This is a genomic window from Umezawaea sp., assembly GCF_057122925.1.
Genome location: NZ_DBNGPQ010000019.1, coordinates 34,766 through 56,168, shown reverse-complemented (window position 1 = coordinate 56,168; position 21,403 = coordinate 34,766). Strand labels below are relative to the sequence as shown.

Sequence of the window (21,403 nt, the reverse complement as noted above, 5' to 3'; positions counted from 1 at the left end):
CCACCGGCCCCCTCACCCAGCCTGGTGACGCACGTCACCGCGAGGTGGTTCAACGTTGCGACCCGGTCGAGGAGTTTCCCGACCGCAACGCAACCACCTCGACAGAAGGGGACGACGTGCGGGACGGCTACGACCAGTTCGTCGCCGATCGTCTAGATCGGCTCTTGCGCTACGCCACCGCCCTCACCTGCGACAAGCACCTCGCGCAGGACATCGTGCAGGACGTGCTGGTGCGCGCCCGGTCCCGGTGGGGCCGCATCGGCGTGCTGGACGCGCCGTACCTCTACGTGCGGCGGATGGTGACCAACGAGTACCTGTCCTGGCGCCGCCGCCGCGCGCGCCGCGACGTGTCCACCACGCACGCCACCCTCGACGAGCTGTCGCCCGCCGTGCCCGATCCGGCTGTGCGGCACGCCGAGCGGGACGCCATGCGCGCGCGGATCGCCGTCCTCCCGCACAAGCAGCGGGCGGCGCTCGTCCTGCGCTACTACGAGGACGCCACGACCACCGAGATCGGCCAGGTCCTCGGCTGCACCGAGGGCACCGTGCGCAGCCACCTCTCCCGCGCCCTGCACACGCTGCGCGTCAACGAGACCAGCCCGTCGGAGGTGCTGCGATGACCGAGCAGGAAGCCCTCATCCGCGAGGCCATCGCCGCCGAGGCCGCCGAGGCGGTCGATTCGCGGGCCGTGCGGGCCGCGCTGAGCGCCAGGCAGTCCCGCCGCCGCCCGCTGGCCCTGCTGTCCGCGACCGTGCTCACGGCCGCCGCCGTCGCCACGGCGGTGGTCCTGGCGCCGTCCTCCCCCACCCGCACCGAGAAGCTGGAGGCCGCGGCGCCCATCGAGCCCAGGACCGTGCTGCTGGCGGGCCTGGACGACACCGGCCGCACCGACTCGGTGGTGCTCGCCCGCGTCGGCCTGGACGGGTCGGTCGACGCGGTCTCGCTCCCCCGCGACTCGTGGGTCGACATCCCCGGCCGGGGCGCGGGCAAGCTGAACTCCGCCTACGTCGCGGGTGAGGTGGGCGAGCCCCAGGACCTCGTGCGGACGGTCGAGGCCGTGACGGGCGCGCACGTGGACCACTACGCGACCGTCGACCTGGCGGCCGTGGCCGCGGTCAGCACGGTCGTGGGTGGCGTCGAGGTCTGCCTCACGGCCGCCGCGTCGGACGACCTCTCCGGGGCGAACCTGCCCGCGGGCCGGTCGACCGTGTCCGGTGACCAGGCGCTCGCGTTCCTGCGCCAGCGCCACGGCCTGCCGAACGGCGACCTGGACCGGGTGGTCCGGCAGCAGGTGTTCCTGCGGTCGCTGACCGCCAAGCTCCTCGACCCGGCCGTCCTGCGCGACCCGGACAGGGTCGCCGCGGTGCTCGACGCGCTCGGGACCGGCGTCCGCACCGACCCGGCCTGGAACCTGCTCGCGTTCGTGTCGACCCTGACCCCGAACGCGGGCATCACCACGGCCACCGTGCCGCACGGGCCCGCTACCGACGTCGGGAACGTTGTCGCGCTCCCCCTGGACCCGGCAGCGGTGCGCGCGTTCGTCGCCGGGTTCCTGTCCGACGCACCCCACGCGCCGGACCAGCCCGGCCCGCCGTCCGACGGCTGCGTGAACTAGCCGGGTGGCCGCGGGGTGGCCCGACCACCCCGCGGCCCCGGTCAGCCGGTCCGGATCCCCGCGCACACCACCCGCAGGTACAGCTCCGCCGACGTGGACGGGTCATCGTCGCCGATGGTCGCCGCGTACCCGACCCCGCACATCAGCCTGCGCAGGTCGCAGGCGTCGAGGTCGGCGCGCACCACGCCCGCCGCGCGCGCCGCCACCAGCAGGGCCGTGGTGATCGACTCCAGCTCGGCCTTGGCCGCCGCGATCTCCGGGTGGGTGTCGAAGGTGGCCGCGAGGACCTCTCGGACCTCGGCGTGCTCGACCTCCAGCCGCACCTGCTCGCGCAGCACCGATTCGATGGCGGTCCACGGGTCGGGCTCGGTGGTGGCGAGCCGAGCCGCGTCGAGCAGGCCCTGGAACCGCAGGACCGCCAGGGCCTCGACGAGGGCCTGGCTGGTGGCGAAGTGGCGGTACACGGTGCCCACGCCGACGCCCGCCCGGCGGGCGAGGTCGTTGAGCTGCAACGGGACCCCGTTCTCGACGAGCATCAGCCTGGCCTCGTCGAGCAGGCGGGCGCGGATGCGCAGCGAGTCCGCCCTGCGCGGCGGTTCGGACACTCGACCGGACGTCACGCGCCCACGCTACCGGGAGCGGATACCTCAACCTAAAGGATGAACTATCCGTTTCCGTGCTACGGTTCGGCCCAGCAGCGGATGAAGTATCCGCTCGAACCGGACAGGAGACCCCGTGCCCCACGACGTGACCGGCGTGCCCCACCTCCCCGAGGGCTTCACCGAGCGGTTCCGCAGCGAGTTCGTCGCGGTCGACGGCACCACCCTGCACGCGGTCGTCGGCGGCGACGGCCCGCCGCTGCTCCTGCTGCCGGGCTGGCCCCAGTTCTGGTACGGCTTCCGGCTGGTCATGCCCGCGCTGGCCGACCGCTTCACGGTGATCGCCGCCGACCCGCGCGGCACCGGCGCCTCGGACAAGCCCGCGACCGGGTACGACGCCGCCACGCTGGCCTCGGACGCGGCGGCGCTGATGACCGCGCTGGGGCACGAGCGGTTCGCGGTCGTCGGGTACGACGTGGGCATGATGATCGGCTACGTGCTGGCCGCCGACCACCCCGAGCGGGTCACGTCGCTGGCCGTCGCCGAGGCGATCCTGCCCGGCGTCACTCCGTCACCGCCGCTGCTGATGGACCCGGCGACCAACGAGCACCTCTGGCACTTCGCGTTCAACCGGCTCGCGGAGGTCAACGAGCGGATGGTCGCGGGCCGCGAGGAGGTCTACTTCGGACACCAGTTCGCGTCCAAGGCGGCCTCACCGGAGGCGATCCCCCAGGAGGCCGTGGACGTCTACGTGGACGTGCTGCGCGACCCGGCCGCGCTGCGCGCGAGCTTCGAGTTCTACCGCAGCGAGCGGAGCGGCCCCCAGGTCGTCGAGAGGACCCGGCGGGCGAGGCTCGCGGTGCCGGTGCTCGCGATCGGCGGTGAACACGCGTCCGCGGAGGAGGTCGAGCGGACCATGCGGGCCGTGGCCGACGACGTGACCGGGGTGGTGCTGCCCGGCGCGGGGCACTACGTGCCGGAGGAGGCTCCCGACGCGCTGCTCGACGCGCTCCTGGAGTTCCTGCGGTGACTCAGCTCGCGGTGAGCGCCCCAGCGGTGTCGGGGTAGAGCTTGAGCACCTTGTCCAGCGTCGTGAGGTAGAGCGGACCCGCCACGGCGCGGGCGGGAGCCACCGTGCGCAGCTCGACGCCCTCCAGCTCACCGCGGCCGTGGAACTCGACCAGGATGGCGAGCCCGACGGAGCCGAAGAACTCCACCCCGGTGAGGTCGAGCACGACCGAGGCCTTCTTCGCGGCGAACGCCTGCTCCAGCCAGCCGCGCAGCCTGGGCGCGGTGGCGACGTCCACCTCACCCTTCACGGTCACCAGCACGGCCTCGTCGCGGACCTCCTGGCTGCCGGTGATCGTCTCGTTCTCGGCCGTTCCAGCCTGTTCGGTCCCCATTCCCCGAACCTAGTACCGGTCTGGCCCGCTCGCACGCCGTGCGCCACCGCGCGTGGCGGGACTCACCGCCGGTCCGGGCCAGCGATGGGCACCGGGAGTGCGGGCTCCCCCACCGAACTATCGTGGAACCCGCACCGGGCGCGCCGGCGCCGGGTGAGCAGGAGGGTCACGTGGGGGATCGGTCCGGCCAGCCGCCACCGGACGCCGCGACGGCCGCGCTGCGGGACCCGGAGCGCCTCAGGGCGTTGCACGACACCGGTCTGTCGACGACCTCGGACTCGGTGATGGAGCGGTTCGCCGCCATGGTCCGGGTGCAGCTCCGGGTGCCGGTGGCGCTCGTGTCGCTGGTCGAGCGGGACCGGCAGGTCCTCCCCGGCCTCGCGGGTCTGGCCGAGCCGTGGGCCACGGCGCGCGAGACCCCGCTGTCGCACTCGTTCTGCAGGCACGTCGTCGCCGACGGACAACCGCTCGTGATAGCCGACGCGCGCGCGTCGGAGCGGGTGCGCGACAACCCCGCCGTGCAGGACCTGGGAGTCGTCGCCTACGCGGGGATGCCGCTGACCTCGCTCGACGGCGACGTGCTCGGCTCGCTGTGCGCGATCGACACCGAGCCCAGGGAGTGGACCGACGACGAGCTGGCCACGCTCGCGGACCTCGCCGCGATGTGCACGACCGAGCTGCGGCTGCGGCTCGCGACCCGCCACCACACGCGGGAGCGCGACCGCACCCTCGAACTGTCGGCCATGCTCGACGTCGCGCACGACCGCAACCAGATCCTGCTCACCGCCGCGCAGTCGCTGGCCAGCGCGCGGACGCTGGAGCAGATCCGGCACCAGGTCAGCGACCTCGTGTCCGGTGACAGCGCCCCGACCTACGTCGGCCTGGTGATCACCGAGCGGCACGGCGGGCTGCGGCGGGTCGCCGACCCCCGGCTGCCCCTCGACCTCGCCGTCGGCGAGTACGAGAGCTACGGGCTGGACGCCCCGCTGGTCACGGCCAAGGCGGTGCGGGAGCGCAGGCTCGTCTGCTACTCCGACCCGGACGCGCTCGCGGAGGACTTCCCGCCCGAGACCGTCGACCTCTACCGCAGGATGGGCCTGCACGCCACGGCCTGCGCCCCGCTGGTGGGGATGCGCGAGGTGGTGGGCGCGCTGGTGTTCGGCTGGGACGGACCGCACCCGCTCGACGCGGGCGAGCGCGAGGTGATCACGACGATCGCCGCCTACACGGGCCAGGCGCTCGAACGCGTGCGCCTCATCGAGCGCCGCGTCGGCGTGGCCCGCGAACTCCAGGAGGCGATGCTCTCGCCGCTGCCCGAGGTGCCGGGGCTGACGACGGCCGCGGCCTACCTGCCGTCCGATGTGGACGAAGCCGTCGGCGGCGACTGGTACGACGCGATCCCGCTGCCCGGCGGCAGGACGGTCGCGGTCACGGTCGGCGACATCACCGGCCACGACGTGCACGCGTCGACGTTGATGGGCCAGGTGCGCAGCATGCTCCGCCAGGCGGCGTGGTGCCTGCCCGTCGCCGGTCCCGCCAAGGCGGTGGAGGCGCTGGAGTCGGCGCTCGCGGGCATCCCGGTGCCCGCCCACGGCACCCTGGTGCACGTCCACCTCACCCCGCACGCCGACGGCTCCGGCCGGTGGACGATGGACTACAGCAACGCGGGCCACCCGGAGCCGGTCCTGGTCCGCCCGGACGGCACCGTGGACCTGCTGCGCGGCCACGACATGCTGTTCGGCTTCCCCGACTTCCGGTCGGGGCCGCGCGCGGACCACCGGGTGGTGCTGGAGCCGGGCAGCACCGTCCTGCTGCACACCGACGGGCTCGTGGAACGGCGCGACCTCGACTACGACGACTCGGTCGCGGACCTGTGCGCCCTGCTCGCGACCCTCGCGGGCAAACCTCCGCGCGCCGTCGTGGACACCGTCATCGCCGAACTCGTGCCGCCCGGCCAGGCCGACGACGACGTGGCGGTGCTCGCGATCGGCGTGTGACGTCGGACCGATCGGTCCGAGGGCGCTACGGGGCGAGCGGTCCGCGTTCGGCGCTGGCCCGGTCGGTCAGCCTCGGCGGCAGCAGGGTGAGCGCGGGCACCGGTTCCCCGTCGAGCTTGCGGCGCAGCAGCGCCACCGCCTCGTGCCCGAGTTCGTCCGCCGGGATGTTGACCGACGTCAGCGGAGGGCTGGTCCGCTCGGCGACGTCGTCCGGGCACAGCGCGACCACGGCGACGTCCTCGGGGATGCGGCGGCCGAGCGAGCGCAGGGACTCGACCACCAGAGGCAGCGCGGTCTCGTTGTGCACCACCAGACCCGTGACCGACGGGTGGTCGCGGAGCAGCTCGGTGACGAACCGCCGCACGGACGGGGCGTCGTGCTCGACCGGTGACGTGGTGATCGCGATGCCGCGCCGCATGGCCGCCGCGCTGAAGCCCGCCGTCGTGCGGTGGGCGAACCCGGTGTCCCTGCGGTAGACCGATCTGGGCGCGCCCAGCAGCGCGAGGTTGCGGTGGCCGAGGTCAGCGAGGTGGTCGACGCCCAGCGCGCCCGCCGCCGCGAAGTCCAGGTCCACGCAGGTGAGTCCGGTGGCGTCGGCGGGCACGCCGATGAGGACGGTGGGCCTGGCGAGTTCGAGCAGCACCGGCACGCGGTCGTCGTGCATCTCGACGTCCATCACGATCAGCCCGTCGACCCGGCCGCTGTCGGCGATCCGCCGCACCCCGTCGGCGCCCTCGTCGGCCGTCAGCAGCAGCACGTCCTGCCCGTGCCGCCGCGCGGCGCTGGCGACCGCGATGACGAACTGCGTCACCACGGGCATGTTCATGCCGTCCCGCAGCGGGAGGACCATCGCCAGCACGCCCGCCGCCGCACCGGTCGGGGTGCGGGTGGGCGTCGAGGAGCGGTACCCGAGCAGCCGGACGCTGGCGCGCACCCGTTCCTTGGTCGCGGCCGAGATCGACCGCCTGCCCGTGAGGACGTAGGACACGGTGCTCGGCGCGACGCCGGCATGTCGCGCCACATCGGCGATCGTGACCACGCGCGCCCCTCGCTACCGGTGAGTACCCAGTGATTGGTCTACCGAAGGCTACGGCTCGACCCGGCACGACCGTAAGCCCCCATTGGGAAGCGGCGGCACGCCCACGAGACGGTTTCACCCTGACGGACGCCCGGCCCCGCGGGCGGAACCGACCCGCTGAACGCGTTCGACGGACTTCGATTCGAATGGCGTCGAATGAATTGTCGAAAAATCGAATACCTCTGAATCGAGACTCAATTCATTGACGCAAAGCACACGCATTCGTAATATTCGTTTCACCAGTCTGGACGGCGTTCATATCCATGAATCAACCCCGGTCCGAACAACTCAGGAATGAGTTGTCCAGACCTCTGTCACGACCAGGAAAGGCACACCGCCATGCGGTTGAGGAGATGTGCGCTCGTGTTGTCCACGATGAGCGCGTTAGCGGTGGCCGTGCCCGCCGCGAACGCGTCGGGACCCGACCTCGGCAGGCAGGTGCTGCCCGCCGGGGACGGCTGGGCGTCCAGCGGGACGGGCACCACCGGCGGCTCGGCGGCGACGGCGGAGCACGTGCACACCGTCCGGAACCGGGCCGAACTCGTCGCCGCGCTGGCCGACACCGAGCCGAAGATCGTCTACGTCGCCGGGGTGGTCGACGCCGACACCGCCGCCGACGGCACTCCCCTGACCTGCGAGGACCACGCGGTCGACGGCTACACGCGGGAGGCCTACCTGGCGGCGTACGACCCGGCCGTCTGGGGTCGCGACCAGGACCCGTCCGGGCCGCTGGAGGACGCCCGCGCCGCGTCGGCGGCCAAGCAGGGCGCCACGATCGGCCTGACCGTCACCTCGAACACCACGATCGTCGGACTGGGCGGGGGCGCCGGGATCACCGGCGGCAGCCTGCGCGTCCACGGCGCGGACAACGTGATCATCCGCAACCTGACCTTCCGCGACACCGCCGACTGCTTCCCCCGGTGGGACCCGAACGACAACTCCCCCGGCGAGGCCCCCGGCAACTGGAACTCGCTGTACGACTCGGTGTCGCTGCAACGGGCCACGCACGTGTGGGTCGACGGCAACACCTTCACCGACCAGCCGAACCCGGACAGCGCGGCACCGGTCCACTTCGGACGCCCCTACCAGGTCCACGACGGCCAGCTCGACATCACCACCGGCTCCGACCTGGTCACCGCGTCGCGCAACCTCTTCACCGACCACGCCAAGACGATGCTCATCGGGTCCTCGAACACCTCGACCACCGACCCCGGCAAGCTGCGCGTGTCGGTGCACCACAACGTCTTCCGCGACGTCGGCGAACGCGCGCCCAGGGTGCGGTTCGGCCAGGTCCACGTCTACAACAACCTCTACGAGCCGCGCGAGCACCACGTCTACAGCTGGGGCGTCGGCGTGAACTCCGCGCTGTACGCGCAGAACAACCACTTCCGGTTCCGCGGCGGGGCGAGGCCCGAGCGGGCCGTGCACAACTGGGGCGGCACCGCGATGACCGAGCGCGGGACGCTCGTCGACGGCAGGCCGACCAGCCTCCTGGCCGCGTTCAACGCCGCGAACCCGACCGCCGCGCTGGGCACCGACGCGGGCTGGACGCCCGCGCTGGACCGGGGGCTGGAACCCGCGCACCGGATCGCCCACCTCCGGGCGGGTGCCCGGCCCCCCGGTGTCTCGGTCGAGGGCGTCGGCTCCTTCGCGACCGTGCAGTCGGCGATCGACGCCGCCCCCGCCGGGGCGGTGATCACCCTCCAGCCGGGCGTCTACCGCGAGGTGATCACCGTGCCCGCGAGCAAGAAGGGCCTCGTGCTGCGCGGCTCCACCGGCCGGGCGTCCGACGTGGTCATCGACTACGACAACGCGAGCGGCACCAGGAAGCCGGACGGCAGCACCTACGGCACGACCGGCAGCGCCACGGCGACGCTGGCGGCCACCGACTTCACCGCCCGCGACCTGACGTTCCGCAACTCGTTCGACCGCGCGAAGCACCCGGAGATCACCGCCACGCAGGCCGTCGCGGTGAAGGCCACCGGCGACCGGATGCTGTTCGACCGCGTGACCTTCCTCGGCCACCAGGACACCCTCTACGCCGACACCCCGGCCGTCGGCACGCGGGCGCGGCAGTACTACCGGAACTGCTCGATCAGCGGCGACGTGGACTTCCTGTTCGGCCGCGCGACCGCCGTCTTCGACCGCGCCACCATCACCGCGCTGGACCGGGGCGGCGACCCGAACGGCTACCTCACCGCCGCCAGCACCCGCCGCGACAACCCGTTCGGCTTCCTCATCGTCGACAGCACGGTGGTGAGCACCGCGAAGTCCCGCACCTACTACCTGGGCAGGCCGTGGCACCCCGGCGGCGACGTCGACGCCGTCGCCCAGGTCGTCGTCCGCGACACCGTGCTGCCCGCCGCGGTCAAGACCGCGCCGTGGACCGACATGTCCGGCTTCTCCTGGCGCGACGCCCGCTTCGCCGAGTTCCGCAACACCGGACCCGGCGCGGGCACCGGCACCGACCGGCCGCAGCTCTCCGAGGCCGACGCCGCCCGCCACACCGTGCGGACCTACCTCGCGGGCACCGACGGGTGGAACCCCTCGTGACGGCACTGGCGACCCGGCCGCTGCCGACACCGCCGCGCCGCCGCAAGCGGCGCGAGTGGGCGCCGTACGCGCTGATCCTGCCGACGGTGGCCGTGCTCGCGGCGTTCCTGGTCTACCCGATCGGCAGCGTCGTCTACTACAGCCTCCAGCGCTACAACGTGACGCAGCCGTGGAAGAACGGCTTCGCCGGGCTGGACAACTTCCACCGGATGCTCACCGACGACCCGCTGTTCTGGCAGAGCCTGCTGTTCAGCGCCAAGTGGGTCGTCGTGCAGGTCGGGCTGCAACTCCTGCTGGGCCTCGCGCTCGCGCTGATCGTCAACGAGACCTTCATCGGCCGGGCCGTGGCGCGGTCGCTGGTGTTCTCCCCGTGGGCGGTGTCCGGCGTGCTGACCACCGGCATCTGGATCCTGCTGTACAACCCGTCCACCGGGGTGTTCCAGGAGCTGGCGAACCTCGGGATCGGCGACCACGGCACGTCGGTGCTGGGCAACCCGGACACGGTCTTCGCCGCCACGGTGGTCGCCGAGCTGTGGCGCGGTGTGCCGTTCTTCGCCATCCTGCTGCTCGCCGACCTCCAGACGATCCCGAAGGACCTCTACGAGGCGGCGTCCGTGGACGGCGCGAACCGGTGGCAGCGGTTCCTCAGCGTCACGCTCCCCCACCTGCGCGACGCGATCGTGCTGTCCACGCTGCTGCGCGCGGTGTGGGAGTTCAACAACGTCGACCTGATCTACACCCTCACCGGCGGCGGTCCCGCCAACCAGACGACCACGCTGCCGCTGTACGTCGCGCGCAAGGCCGTGGACTCCCACGACTTCGGCTACGGCTCGGCGCTGACGGTCGTGGGCTTCGTGATCCTGCTGTTCTTCTCGATCCTCTACCTGCGGGTGTCCAAGTTCGGGAGCCGACGATGACCGAGACCCTCATCAGGCGGGTCGAGGTCGACCCGCCCAGCCGGAACACCCCGCCGCGCCCGAAGCGCCGCGGCGAGCCGGGCCGGAGCTGGCGGCTGTACCTGCCGCTGGGCCTGTACCTGCTGTTCACGCTGGTGCCGTTCTACTGGATGCTCGTCTTCGCCTTCCGCCCCACCGGGTCGACGGCGCTGGTGCCGTGGCCGATCACGTTCGAGCACTTCGACACGGTGTGGAACGGCCTCGGGTTCGGGGTGTTCTTCGCCAACAGCCTCGTCGTGGCCGTCGGCACGCTCGGCGTGGTGAGCGTGCTGGCGCTGATGGGCGGCTACGCGCTGGCGCGCTTCCGGTTCCGCGGCCAGCGGGTGTTCCTGCTCGCGCTGCTGTGCACCCAGTTCGTCCCCGGCGCGATGATGCTCATCCCGCTGTTCGTGATCTTCAAGAACGCGGGTCTGCTCAACAGCCTCACCGGCCTGATCATCGCCGACACCGCCTTCCAGCTCCCGCTGGCGCTGATCCTGATGAGCGGGTTCGTGCGCAACATCCCGGTGGAGCTGGAGGAGGCCGCGATGGTCGACGGCTGCTCCAGGCCGCGCGCGTTCTTCGCGATCACCCTGCCCCTGCTGCGGCCCGCGCTGGTCGCCGTCGGGTCGTTCGCGTTCATCGGGGCGTGGAACAACTTCCTGTTCGCGCTGATGTTCGCGAGCAGGCAGGACAAGTTCACCCTGCCGGTCGGGCTCAGCTACGCGCTCGGCGAGTTCAACACCGACTTCGGGGCGCTGGCGGCGGGCGGCGTGGTCGCCGCGGTGCCGGTCGTGCTCGTGTTCGCCGTCGTCCAGCGGTTCCTGGTGCAGGGACTGAGCGCAGGGGCGGTCAAGGGTTGACGTCCTCCCCCGGAAAGGCGGGGATTCCCATCCCCTCACAGCGAACGGTTCCTGTTTCCTCTCCCCCGGAAGGGAGGTTCCGACAGATGCCCCACCGACCACTGGCACCGGTTCGGTCCGACTCCGTCCCCGCGGGCAGCGACCGCCCGTCCGGCGGCCGGGATGTCCCGTGCGGCGGTGACGTCCCGGTCGTGGACCTCACCGCGACCGGGACAGGTCCACTCCCGCACGCCCGAAGGCGGCGTGTCGAGCACGCGCCGGCATCGCGAGCAGGTCTTGCCGGAGGGGTGCCACCGGTCCACCGCGATCACCGTGCGGCCGCACCAGGCGGCTTCGCGGGTCAGCACGGACCGGACCCCCGACCAGGACGCGTCGCTGATGGCGCGGGCCGAGGAGCGGTTGCGGACCGTGTTGCGGACCGCGAGGTCCTCGACCACGATCGCCGGGTTCCCACGAACGAGTCGAGCGGTCGGCCTGCGCGGCGGATCCCGCCGCCTGCCGGCGATCCGGGCGTGCACGCGGGCCACCGCGGTGCGAGCCTCGTCCCGGTTGTCGGAGCCCTTGGCCTCGCGAGCCGGGTCCCGTCGCGCACGGGCCGACGCCACCCGCTCGCGGCGCTCCTGCCTCGGGTTGGCGATCGCCTCCCCGGTGGACGGGGTCAGCAGGGGCGTGAGCCCGGCGTCGACGCCGATCGCGGTCGTCAGCGGTGCGAGGTGGCCGATGCTGGTCTCGACCAGCATCGACGCGTGCCACCGACCGGCCGGGTCCCGCGACACGGCCACCTGCTGGTGCCGCGGGCACTGCTGCGACGGCAGCGGGGACACCTCGTTCGGAACACCGAGTTCGTCGGTCCGCTTCCCCGCGGTGATCGACGCCGACGTGTCGCCGCAACCGACCCGCCGCCGCTCCTGGCTCCACGCGGTGGTGCGGACCTCCAACGCCCGGTTGCAGACCAGCCGGACGCAGCCGAACGTCCGCGACGACCCCACCGCTCGCTCCTGGTCGGGGTAGAGGCGGTCGCGGTGCGCACGCTCCACCACCGCCCCCGACACGCCCCGCGGACCACCCGGCCCATCGGCGGCGACCGGTGTCGCCCGTCCACTCCGGACCCGGGACCCAGCTGCACCATCCGCAGATCGACTCCTCCTCGGCTTGAAGACCGGGGTATCCACCGATTGGGGTTTCGATGAGAATCCGTCGCGCGGCAGCGGTCGTCCTGTCCCTCGGCCTCGCGCTCGCGGGCTGTTCGGACGCGGGCGGGGGCAGCGGTGGTGGCAACGCCACGATCACGTTCTGGGACAACAACGGCGGACCCGGACGGACGCCGATCTACGAGGAGCTCATCAAGCGGTTCGAGGCGAAGAACCCGACCATCGAGGTCGAGTACGTCGGCATCCCCAGCGCGTCCGTGCAGCAGAAGTACGACACCGCCATAGCGGGCGGGTCGGTGCCGGACGTCGGTGGTGTGACCACGTCGTACCTGGCGAACCTGGTCGGGCAGGACGCGCTCGAACCGCTCGACGAGCGCGTCGACTCCGGTCCGCTGAAGGGGAAGCTGCTGCCGAGCCTGGTCGAGACCGTGCGGCAGACCGCGCCGGACGGCAAGCTGTACTCGGCCCCCTCGTCGGGCAACCTGGACGTGATCTGGTTCCGCAAGGACTGGTTCGAGGCCGCGGGGCTGGCGCCGCCGACCACGTGGGACGAGCTGGTCGACCGGGCGACGAAGCTGACCGACCTCGGCGCCAACCGCTACGGGTACACGATCCGCGGCGGCGCGGGCTCGGTGTTCCAGCTCCTCACCGAGACCTACGCCTACTCCGGCGTGGAGTCGTTCTTCGAGGGCACGACCAGCACGGTCGACGACCCCGCGAACGCCGAACTGCTGGGCAAGGTCGCCTCGCTGTACAAGAAGGCCACGCCCGAGGCGGACGTGAACAACAACTACACGCAGATGGTCGCCCAGTTCACCGGTGGCTCGGTCGCGATGATGCACCACAACCTCGGCTCGTACTCCGACGTCACCAAGGCGCTGGGCACCGACAAGGTCGGCGCGATCAGCCTGCCGGTGGGGCCGTCGGGCAAGAAGACCGTCGTGCCGAACCCCACCGACGGGTTCGCGGTCTTCAAGGGGAGCAAGAACACCGACGCGGCCTGGAAGTTCGTCGAGTTCCTGGTGTCGCAGGAGTCGAACAGCTACTGGAACGAGAAGGTGGGGCAGATCCCGGCCAACACCGACGTGCGGTCGGAGAAGTGGATCGAGGCCAACCAGCCGGTGCGGATGGCGCTGGGCGTGCTGGAGGACCCGGCCACCAAGCTGGTCCCCGCCCCGGTCTACCTGCCCGAGTACTCCTCGATCACCAAGACCGACAGCGAGCCCGCCTACCAGAAGGTGCTGCTCGGGGAGCTGTCCGCGCAGGACTTCCTCAAGGGGCTCGCGGAGAAGCTGACCAACGCCCAGAAGGAATGGGAGCAGCGGAAGTGATCAGGTCGATCCGGGTCCGGGTGTTCACGACCACCGCGCACACCGCCGTCGACGAGGCGGGCCACCGCCACCCCAGCGAGCCGCACGAGGTGCGCGAGGCGCTGCTGGAGATCACCGACGCCGACGGGGTGACCGGGTACTGCCAGGTGCAGCCCGACCAGGTGCGGCCCGCCGTGCTGGACAAGCACGTCCGCCCGGTGCTGCTCGACCAGGACCCGTGGGACCGGGAGCGGCTCTGGCGCGAGATGGCGCACCGCCAGCGGGGCGCGCACGGCGGGTTCACCGACCGGGCGCTCGGCTACGTGGACCAGGCGCTCTGGGACCTCGTCGGACGCCGGGTCGACCTGCCGGTGTGGAAGCTGCTGGGCGGTGCCCGCGACCGGGTTCCGGCCTACGCCAGCACGATGTGCGGCGACACCACGCCGGGCGGGCTCGCCACGCCGCAGGACTACGCGGCGTTCGCGAAGCGCCTGGTGGGGCTGGGGTACCGGGCGATCAAGCTGCACACCTGGATGCCGCCGGTGCCGGGCGCGCCCAGCGTGCGGATGGACGTCGAGGCGTGCGAGGCGGTGCGCGACGCCGTCGGCCCCGACGTCGAGCTGATGCTGGACGCGAACCACTGGTACCGCAGGACCGAGGCGCTGGAGCTGGGCCGGGCCGTGCAGCGGCTGGGCTTCTCCTGGTTCGAGGAGCCCATGGAGGAGGCGTCGGTCGGGTCGTACCGCTGGCTGGCCGAGCAGCTCGACATCCCGGTGATCGGCCCGGAGGTGGCGTGGGGCAAGCACATGACCCGCGCGGAGTGGGTCTCCTCCGGGGCCTGCGACATCCTCCGGGCGGGCGCCAACGGGTGCGGGGGGATCACGCCCGTGCTCAAGGTCCTGCACCTGGCCGAGTCGTTCGGGGTGGACTGCGAGGTCCACGGCAACGGCTCGGCGAGCCTGGCGCTGCTCGGCGCCTCCGACGCGAGCCGGTGGTACGAGCGGGGCCTGCTGCACCCGCACGTCGACTTCGACCTGGTCCCACCGCACCTGCACTCGATCGTGGACGAGTTGGACGAGGACGGTCTCGTCGCCCTGCCCACCCTGCCGGGGCTGGGCGACGACTGGAACCTCGACCACATCGCCACCCACGTCGTCGATTCGTGGTGATCGCGGATCGTCCCTGCCGGGAACGATTTCCATCCTGAGGAAAGAAATACCAGTACTGGACCGCCGACAACTGCCGCCAGCACTTGTCCGAAAGCGGGATCGACCGTCGACGACGACGGTCACCGAAATCCAGGAGAGGTACCGAATGTTCCCCAACATCACCAGGAAGCCGTGGCGCGCGGCGCTGCTCGCCGCGGCCGTCCTCGTGGGCACGGCGACCGCGGCCCTGCCCGCGAACGCCGCACCGTTCGATCTAGCGGGCTGGGCGACCCAGGGCGGCGGCACGACCGGCGGCGGCAGCACTCCGCCGGTCACCGTGAGCGACGCGACGGCGTTCACCAACGCGGCCAAGTCGACGAGCCCCGCCGTCATCCGCGTCTCGGGGACGATCACCCTGTCGTCCATGACGAAGGTGGCGTCCAACAAGACGATCATCGGTGTCGGCTCCGGCGCGACGATCACGGGCAGCGGTCTGAACATCGCCAACGCCTCGAACGTCATCGTCCGCAACGTGAACTTCCGGAACTGGAACGACGACGCGATCAACGTGCAGTACTCGACGCGCGTGTGGCTGGACCACAACTCCTTCTCCAACGGCTACGACGGCGCTCTCGACATCAAGCGCGCCTCGGACTACGTCACGGTGTCGTGGAACAAGTTCTCCAGCCACGACAAGACGATGCTGCTGGGCCACAGCGACGACAACGCGTCCGAGGACTCGGGCAAGCTGCGCGTCACCTACCACCACAACTGGTTCGACGGCACCAACCAGCGCCACCCGCGGGTGCGCTTCGGCAACCCCGTGCACGTGTACAACAACTTCTACGGCGGCGTGACGTCCTACGGCGTGGCCTCCACGAAGGAAGCGGGTGTCCTGGTCGAGGGCAACTTCTTCGAGAACACCGACGACCCGTTCCACCGCGGCGAGGGCAGCTCTCCCGCGGCGAACCTGGTCGCCAGGAACAACCACTTCGTCAACTCGGGTTCGGGTGACGCCGGTGGCAGCGTGAAGTCCATCCCGTACTCCTACACGCTGGACGCGGCGAGCAGCGTCAAGTCGAGCGTCACCAGCGGTGCGGGCACCGGGAAGATCTGATCGGAGGAGGGTGTGGGGGCCACTGCGCGGCGGCGGTCCCCACACCCGCCCCCAGTTGTAGCACGCTCACAATGTCCGGTACCAGCAGGTCGCCCGCATGCTCTGAGCTGGGACCTTCGACGATTCACGGCCGCTGTTCGACGGCATTCGACGGCGGTGGGAGACGGGATTCCCCGGATACGTTTCGGCAACGGTGAACCGGTCGCATTTTCGGTCCGTACTCCACAACGAACCGAGAACGATCTGCGCCACCCCCGGAAGTTTCGCACCGGCGCGGCCCCCCGATCCCTGTGAGGTGTTGCGATGTCCCACGTCTTCCCCGAGCACAAGAAACGTCGTGTCGCGCTGGTAGGACTCGTCGGCATCGCCGCGCTCACGACGGCGCTCACCGCCGCCGCGCTCGCCAGCGGCGGCGACGGGACCGGGTCGGCGCAGGTCATCTCCTGCCCGAGTCCGGTCGACGCCATCCCGGCGGTGCCCGCGGCCGCTCAGGCGGAGGTCACGCGGGAGCTGGGAAACCTCGACAAGCAGATCGCCGAGGCCAACCAGCGGTTGATCGACACCGCCGGACAGGGCGGCGCGAACTTCGTCGACAACGCCATCCTCGGACCGCTGGAGGACAAGCGCGTCGCCGCCCTCAACCGCATCGAGACCGCCATCGGCCGCCAGGCCGCCAAGCCCGAGGGCCTGGAGCGGTTCGCCCCGTGCGCGCTGGGCGCTCCGGGCCAGGCCGCACCGCCGCCGAACACGACCACGACCAGCGCGGCGGACGCGCCCGAGGCCGGTGACCAGGCCATCGCCTGCCCCAGCCCGGTCGACGCCATCCCGGACGTCCCCGCGGGCGCCCAGGCCGAGGTCACCAAGGAGTTGGAGAACCTCGACAAGCAGATCGCCGAGGCCAACCAGCGACTGGTCGACACCGCCGGACAGGGCGGCGCGAACTTCGTCGACAACGCCATCCTCGGACCGCTGGAGGACAAGCGCGTCGCCGCGCTGAACCGCATCGAAACGGCCATCGGCCGCCTCGCCGCGAAGCCGGAGGGCCTGGAGCGGTTCGCCCGCTGCGAGCTGGGCGACGCGGGCGGGGAGGCCCCCGAGACGAGCGCGGGCGCCCAGCCGACGTCGAGCGCGCCCGCCGCGGGTGGGGCCATCGCCTGCCCGAGCCCGGTGGACGCCATCCCGGCGGTGCCCGCGGGTGCCCAGGCCGAGGTGACCAGGGAGCTGGAGAACCTCGACAAGCAGATCGCCGAGGCCAACCAGCGGTTGATCGACACCGCCGGACAGGGCGGCGCGAACTTCGTCGACAACGCCATCCTCGGACCGCTGGAGGACAAGCGCGTCGCAGCCCTCAACCGCATCGAAACGGCCATCGGCCGCCTCGCCGCGAAGCCCGAGGGCCTGGAACGATTCGCGCCCTGCGCGCTGAGGTAGGAATTCCGTGTCGGGACCCGCGGCGCACGCGGGTCCCGACCGATCGGTCCCGCGGAGGAATCGGCGATACGGCGAGATGACGTATTGACGGCGAACATGTTAACGCTAACACTGACGTGGTCGCCCTGCGGACTCCTCGGGAAGGGGCACCTTGCTCCCCACACCACGAAGGCCGATCCTGCGACGGCTGGCCACCACGCTCGCCGTCGCCGCACTCACCCTGTCGCTGACCCCGTCCGCCGCCACCGCGTCGCCCGCGCGCTACACGAACCCGCTCGTCGAGAAGCGGGCCGACGCGCACATCTCGCGGCACACCGACGGCTACTACTACTTCACCGCGTCCGTCCCGGAGTACGACCGGGTCGTCCTGCGCCGGGCGACCACCCTCCAGGGGCTCACGACCGCGCCGGAGACGGTGATCTGGCGCAAGAACTCCAGCGGTGAGCTGAGCGCCAACGTCTGGGCGCCGGAACTCCACTCCATCGGCGGCAAGTGGTACGCCTACTTCGCCGCCGGACGCGCCGACGAGCCGTTCCGCATCCGCATGTACGTCATGGAGTCGTCGTCGGCCAACCCGCTGACCGGCACCTGGTCGGCCCCGACGCGGATCACCACGGCGTGGGACACCTTCGCCCTGGACGCCACGACGTTCGAGGCGGGCGGCGTCCGCTACCTGGCCTGGGCCCAGTCGGAGCCGGGCATCGCCACCAACTCGAACCTCTACATCGCGAGGATGGCCGGTCCCAAGGCCATCAGCGGGACGCCGGTGCGGATCGCCGTGCCGACGCGGGACTGGGAGACGCGCGGGTTCAAGGTCAACGAGGGCCCGGCCGTGATCCAGCGCAACGGGCGGATCTTCCTGACGTTCTCCGCCAGCGCCACCGACGCGAACTACTGCCTCGGCCTGCTCACGGCCTCGGCGTCGAGCAACCTGCTCGACCCCGCGTCCTGGGTGAAGAGCCCCGACCCCGTGTTCACCAGCAACGCGGCCACCAGCCAGTACGGGCCGGGCCACAACTCGTTCACCACGTCGGAGGACGGCCGCAACGACGTCCTGGTCTACCACGACCGGTCCTACCGGGACATCGTCGGAGACCCGCTGTACGACCCGAACCGCCGCACCCGCGTGCAGAAGCTGTACTGGAACGCCGACGGCACGCCGAACTTCGGCATCCCGGTCGCCGACGGCCCGACCCCGGTCCGGCTCCAGTCCTACAACTACCCCGACCGGTACGTACGGCACTGGGAGTTCAAGGCCCGCGTCGAGGCCAACGTGACCAACCTGGCCGACTCGCAGTTCCGCGTCGTCACCGGCCTCGCGGGCGGCGGCTCGGTGTCGCTGGAGTCGACCAACTTCCCCGGCTACTACCTGCGGCACCGGAACCACGTGCTGCACGTGGAGAAGAACGACGGCACGGCCACCTTCCGCGGTGACGCGAGCTTCCAGCAGCGGGCGGGACTGGCGGACGGGTCGGCGGTGTCGTTCGAGTCGACCAACGCCCCCGGCCGGTACGTCCGGCACACCGGCGTCGACGTGCTGCTGCAACCGGTGTCCGACGCCGTGGGCCGGGCCGACGCCACCTGGGTCCTCCAGTGAGGGCCGTGGCGGCGGCGCTCGCACTGGTCCTGGTGGGCGGCGCGCCCGCCGTGGCGGAACCGGTCGCCCCGCTCGCGACCGAGGCGTCGCGGTACACGATGACCGCGTTCACCAACAGCAGCGAGTCCAACATGTACGTCTACCGCTCCTCGGACGCGGTGAACTTCGAGCTGGCCAAGGGCCCGGCCTACACGCCGCCGACGGGCCTCATCCGCGACCCCAGCGTCATGCGGCACACCGACGGCCGCTACTACCTGACCTACACCACCGGCTGGACCGGCAACACCATCGGCTTCGCCCGCAGCGACAACCTGGTGGACTGGACGTTCCTGCGCACCGTCACCCTGCCGACCGCGAACCTCACCCGCACCTGGGCGCCGGAGTGGTTCACCGACTCCGACGGCAGCGTCCACGTGGTCGTGTCGCTGTCCGTCGACGGCGGCGCGTCGTTCCGCCCGCACGAGCTGCGCGCGCTGGACCCCGCGCTGTCGACGTGGAGCACCCCGGTCCCGCTGAGCGGACTCGGCCCCAACCACATCGACACGTTCGTGGTGAAGATCGGCTCGACCTACCACGCGATGGTGAAGAACGAGACGACCAAGTACATCGAGTACGCCACGGCGGGCAGCCTCACCGGCCCGTACACCTTCCGGGGCACCGGGAACTGGGCGGGCTGGGGCTCCTCGCTGGAGGGTCCGGCCCTGGTGCGGCTGGACAACGGCGGCTGGCGCCTCTACTTCGACGCCTACACCTCGGGCCACTACTACTACACCGACAGCCACGACGGCTTCGGCACCTGGACGCCGAAGGCCGACCTGCCCGGTGGCCTCTCGGGCTTCGTCCGGCACCTCACGGTGCTGCGCGAACCGGCGGGCTCGGCCCCCGCCCCCACCGTCGGCGCGAAGGTCTCCCTGCGCTCGACCAACTTCCCCGACCGGCACGTCCGGCACCGGGACCTGCTCGGCCACCTCGACCAGGTCGGCGCCTCCAGCCCGCTCGCGACCAGGCAGGACGCCACGTTCACCGTCCGCGCCGGTCTGGCCAACCCGTCCTGCTACTCGTTCGAGTCGATCAACCCGACCGGCCGCTACCTGCGGCACTGGGACTTCCGGGTCCGGCTCGACGCGAACGACGGCACGGCGGTCTTCCGCGGCGACGCCACGTTCTGCGCCAGACCGGGGCTGACCGGGACGGGCGCGTCGTTCGAGTCGTTCAACCTCCCCGGCCGCTACCTGCGCCACCAGGACTACGCGATCCGCGTCGACCCGTACCAGTCCTCCGGCACGACGAAGGCCGACGCCACGTTCGTCCTGGCGGCGCCGCTGGCCTGACTCAGGGGGCGAACACGACCCCGAGCCGGTCGACCTCGTCACCGGCCCGGCCGGTGAACCCGACGACCCGCCAGCCGGGTGGCGCGGTGTACGTCACCGCGTCACCCGTCGGCGTGCCCGCGCTGATGACCGTGCCCCGGTCGGTGACCAGCCGGGCCGAGAACACCCGCGTGCGGTTCCGGTGCTCGCCCCTGGTCAGCGTGACCCACCAGGCGTTCCCCGTCGGCGAGGCGCACCACCGACCCGGTGCCGCCGGTCCCGCCGTGGCGCACCGGGCGTCCGTCGGCGAAGTCGAGGCCGACGGCGTCGAGCCTGCTGCCGCCGCGCAGGACCACCGTGCGGGGTTCGGCGCCGCCCGCCACCGCGGGCAGGTCGGTGAACGGCGTGCCGTGGGGCCCGCCGAACTCCTCGCTCACCCGGAGCCCGTCCGCGAGCCGCCACCGGAGGTCGACGGTGTGCGGGTGGTGGTCGGACAGCGGGACGCCCTTCGCGTCGAGGAACACCGCGTTGTCGTTGTGGTAGCGCACGGCGTCGAGCTGGACGAGCGCGTTGCCGCGGTAGAGGACCTCGTCGACGACCTCGCAGTCGTCCGTGACGGCGTCCGGGTCGCACAGCAGGGCGGGAGCGCCCGCCGCGGGTGGCGTGCCGCCGCGGACGTTCCGCACCCAGGCGGGTGCTGGTGTCGCCCGCGACCACCACGGCGTTGCCCGCCGAGTTCGCCGCGACGAACCGGGAGAGCTGGGTGGTGTTGGCCCGCCGCGCCGCGAGGTCGGCCGGTGCGGTGCCCGCGTTGGGGTGGGCGTTGCAGAGGTCGACGGTCACGCCCTCGGCGAGGCGGACCCGCGCGGACGTGAACCCCTCGGGGGTCAGGCAGTCCGTGCCGTCGCAGGTGTCCCAGCGGTGGCGCGCGGCGTCGCCGACGGGGAAGTTCGAGAGCGTGTTGAGCCCGTCGCCGAAGCCCGCTCCCCCGCTGGTCGCCGTGCGGTGCGGGTGCCGGTCACCCGCGTACAGGGCCGCGTGGTGGTTGAAGTCCTCCTGCACGTCGACCACGTCGTACGCGCCGAGCCTCGGGCTGATCAGCGGGGTGTTGACCGCCGGGTGGCCGGAGGACAGGCCCTCCGGCAGGCCGGCGACGTTGTAGGTCAGCAGTGAGGACCAGCCCGACGTCGGTGGTTCCGCGACGGCGGCGGGCCCCGGCAGCAGCGCCGGGGCGGTGGCCGCGACGAGGAGCGGGACGCCGGTCCTCCGGTGCGGGCGCGTGGCCCCGTCCTCCTC

General features: G+C 71.9%; 20 protein-coding genes. 14 read left to right on the top strand and 6 right to left on the bottom strand.

The window, feature by feature from the left end; translation table 11 throughout:
• The first annotated feature begins 116 nt into the window (after positions 1 to 116).
• Complete coding sequence (locus tag AC156L_RS03040; protein ID WP_330874770.1) at positions 117 to 620, top strand: SigE family RNA polymerase sigma factor; 504 nt, start codon at positions 117 to 119, stop codon at positions 618 to 620.
• Positions 617 to 1,615 carry an LCP family protein gene (locus tag AC156L_RS03035; RefSeq protein WP_330874769.1) on the top strand — a complete coding sequence of 333 codons (999 nt, stop codon included), beginning with the start codon at positions 617 to 619 and terminating at the stop codon, positions 1,613 to 1,615. Before AC156L_RS03040 ends, AC156L_RS03035 begins: the two co-directional genes overlap by 4 nt.
• Positions 1,616 to 1,656: 41 nt before the next feature.
• Here AC156L_RS03035 and AC156L_RS03030 read toward each other — a convergent pair whose 3' ends face one another.
• Positions 1,657 to 2,235 carry a TetR/AcrR family transcriptional regulator gene (locus AC156L_RS03030; RefSeq protein ID WP_330874768.1) on the bottom strand — a complete coding sequence of 193 codons (579 nt, stop codon included), beginning with the start codon at positions 2,233 to 2,235 and terminating at the stop codon, positions 1,657 to 1,659.
• Positions 2,236 to 2,350: 115 nt separating this feature from the next.
• On the opposite strand from AC156L_RS03030, the gene AC156L_RS03025 reads away from it, so the two are divergent.
• Positions 2,351 to 3,244: an alpha/beta fold hydrolase gene (locus AC156L_RS03025; RefSeq protein WP_330874767.1), complete on the top strand. Its 894-nt coding sequence runs from the start codon at positions 2,351 to 2,353 to the stop codon at positions 3,242 to 3,244.
• A 1-nt stretch (position 3,245) separates the two neighbouring features.
• Here the strand turns inward: AC156L_RS03025 and AC156L_RS03020 are convergent, their stop codons facing one another.
• Entirely contained in the window at positions 3,246 to 3,617 is a 372-nt protein-coding gene (locus tag AC156L_RS03020; protein ID WP_330874766.1) for an STAS domain-containing protein, read from the bottom strand.
• Between the two features lie 170 nt (positions 3,618 to 3,787).
• Between AC156L_RS03020 and AC156L_RS03015 the strand changes: the two genes are divergently transcribed.
• Positions 3,788 to 5,614 (top strand): SpoIIE family protein phosphatase, encoded by a 1,827-nt coding sequence (locus tag AC156L_RS03015; protein ID WP_330874765.1) that lies wholly within the window; start codon positions 3,788 to 3,790, stop codon positions 5,612 to 5,614.
• Positions 5,615 to 5,639: 25 nt separating this feature from the next.
• Here the strand turns inward: AC156L_RS03015 and AC156L_RS03010 are convergent, their stop codons facing one another.
• A complete protein-coding gene (locus AC156L_RS03010) occupies positions 5,640 to 6,635 on the bottom strand; it encodes a LacI family DNA-binding transcriptional regulator (protein WP_330874764.1) in 996 nt (331 codons plus the stop codon).
• A gap of 432 nt (positions 6,636 to 7,067) precedes the next feature.
• Here AC156L_RS03010 and AC156L_RS03005 point away from each other — a divergent pair, with 432 nt between their 5' ends.
• From AC156L_RS03005 to AC156L_RS02995, 3 genes are read left to right on the top strand one after another with little or no spacing between them, the layout of a single operon-like run.
• Positions 7,068 to 9,245, top strand: a complete 2,178-nt coding sequence (locus tag AC156L_RS03005) for a pectinesterase family protein (protein WP_330874763.1) — start codon at positions 7,068 to 7,070, stop codon at positions 9,243 to 9,245.
• Positions 9,242 to 10,162: a carbohydrate ABC transporter permease gene (locus AC156L_RS03000; RefSeq protein ID WP_330874762.1), complete on the top strand. Its 921-nt coding sequence runs from the start codon at positions 9,242 to 9,244 to the stop codon at positions 10,160 to 10,162. The genes AC156L_RS03005 and AC156L_RS03000 overlap by 4 nt, the downstream gene beginning before the upstream one ends.
• Complete coding sequence (locus AC156L_RS02995) at positions 10,159 to 11,043, top strand: carbohydrate ABC transporter permease (protein WP_330874761.1); 885 nt, start codon at positions 10,159 to 10,161, stop codon at positions 11,041 to 11,043. Before AC156L_RS03000 ends, AC156L_RS02995 begins: the two co-directional genes overlap by 4 nt.
• Before the next feature lie 35 nt (positions 11,044 to 11,078).
• On the opposite strand, the gene AC156L_RS02990 is transcribed toward AC156L_RS02995, so the two are convergent.
• Complete coding sequence (locus AC156L_RS02990; protein WP_330874760.1) at positions 11,079 to 12,095, bottom strand: RNA-guided endonuclease TnpB family protein; 1,017 nt, start codon at positions 12,093 to 12,095, stop codon at positions 11,079 to 11,081.
• Positions 12,096 to 12,229: 134 nt separating this feature from the next.
• Here AC156L_RS02990 and AC156L_RS02985 point away from each other — a divergent pair, with 134 nt between their 5' ends.
• The 6 genes from AC156L_RS02985 (at position 12,230) to AC156L_RS02960 (ending at position 20,128) form a co-directional block, all read left to right on the top strand.
• Positions 12,230 to 13,525, top strand: coding sequence for an ABC transporter substrate-binding protein (locus AC156L_RS02985; protein ID WP_330874759.1), 1,296 nt, complete (start codon positions 12,230 to 12,232; stop codon positions 13,523 to 13,525).
• Positions 13,522 to 14,673, top strand: a complete 1,152-nt coding sequence (locus AC156L_RS02980; protein ID WP_330874758.1) for an enolase C-terminal domain-like protein — start codon at positions 13,522 to 13,524, stop codon at positions 14,671 to 14,673. Before AC156L_RS02985 ends, AC156L_RS02980 begins: the two co-directional genes overlap by 4 nt.
• A 145-nt stretch (positions 14,674 to 14,818) precedes the next feature.
• Positions 14,819 to 15,769, top strand: a complete 951-nt coding sequence (locus AC156L_RS02975; RefSeq protein ID WP_330874757.1) for a pectate lyase family protein — start codon at positions 14,819 to 14,821, stop codon at positions 15,767 to 15,769.
• Between the two features lie 303 nt (positions 15,770 to 16,072).
• The gene (locus tag AC156L_RS02970) at positions 16,073 to 17,200 is read left to right on the top strand and encodes a hypothetical protein (protein WP_330874756.1); all 1,128 of its coding nucleotides are present in this window, start codon (positions 16,073 to 16,075) and stop codon (positions 17,198 to 17,200) included.
• 151 nt (positions 17,201 to 17,351) lie between these two features.
• Positions 17,352 to 18,797 carry a family 43 glycosylhydrolase gene (locus tag AC156L_RS02965; protein WP_330874755.1) on the top strand — a complete coding sequence of 482 codons (1,446 nt, stop codon included), beginning with the start codon at positions 17,352 to 17,354 and terminating at the stop codon, positions 18,795 to 18,797.
• A 5-nt stretch (positions 18,798 to 18,802) separates the two neighbouring features.
• Positions 18,803 to 20,128 carry a glycoside hydrolase family 43 protein gene (locus tag AC156L_RS02960; RefSeq protein WP_330874754.1) on the top strand — a complete coding sequence of 442 codons (1,326 nt, stop codon included), beginning with the start codon at positions 18,803 to 18,805 and terminating at the stop codon, positions 20,126 to 20,128.
• A 1-nt stretch (position 20,129) separates the two neighbouring features.
• Here AC156L_RS02960 and AC156L_RS02955 read toward each other — a convergent pair whose 3' ends face one another.
• Both AC156L_RS02955 and AC156L_RS02950 read right to left on the bottom strand, forming a co-directional pair.
• Complete coding sequence (locus AC156L_RS02955; protein WP_414719825.1) at positions 20,130 to 20,294, bottom strand: jacalin-like lectin; 165 nt, start codon at positions 20,292 to 20,294, stop codon at positions 20,130 to 20,132.
• Positions 20,230 to 20,793 (bottom strand): jacalin family lectin, encoded by a 564-nt coding sequence (locus tag AC156L_RS02950; RefSeq protein ID WP_330874753.1) that lies wholly within the window; start codon positions 20,791 to 20,793, stop codon positions 20,230 to 20,232. Before AC156L_RS02950 ends, AC156L_RS02955 begins: the two co-directional genes overlap by 65 nt.
• Before the next feature lie 14 nt (positions 20,794 to 20,807).
• Here AC156L_RS02950 and AC156L_RS02945 point away from each other — a divergent pair, with 14 nt between their 5' ends.
• Positions 20,808 to 21,269 (top strand): hypothetical protein, encoded by a 462-nt coding sequence (locus AC156L_RS02945; RefSeq protein WP_330874752.1) that lies wholly within the window; start codon positions 20,808 to 20,810, stop codon positions 21,267 to 21,269.
• Positions 21,270 to 21,403: the final 134 nt, after the last annotated feature.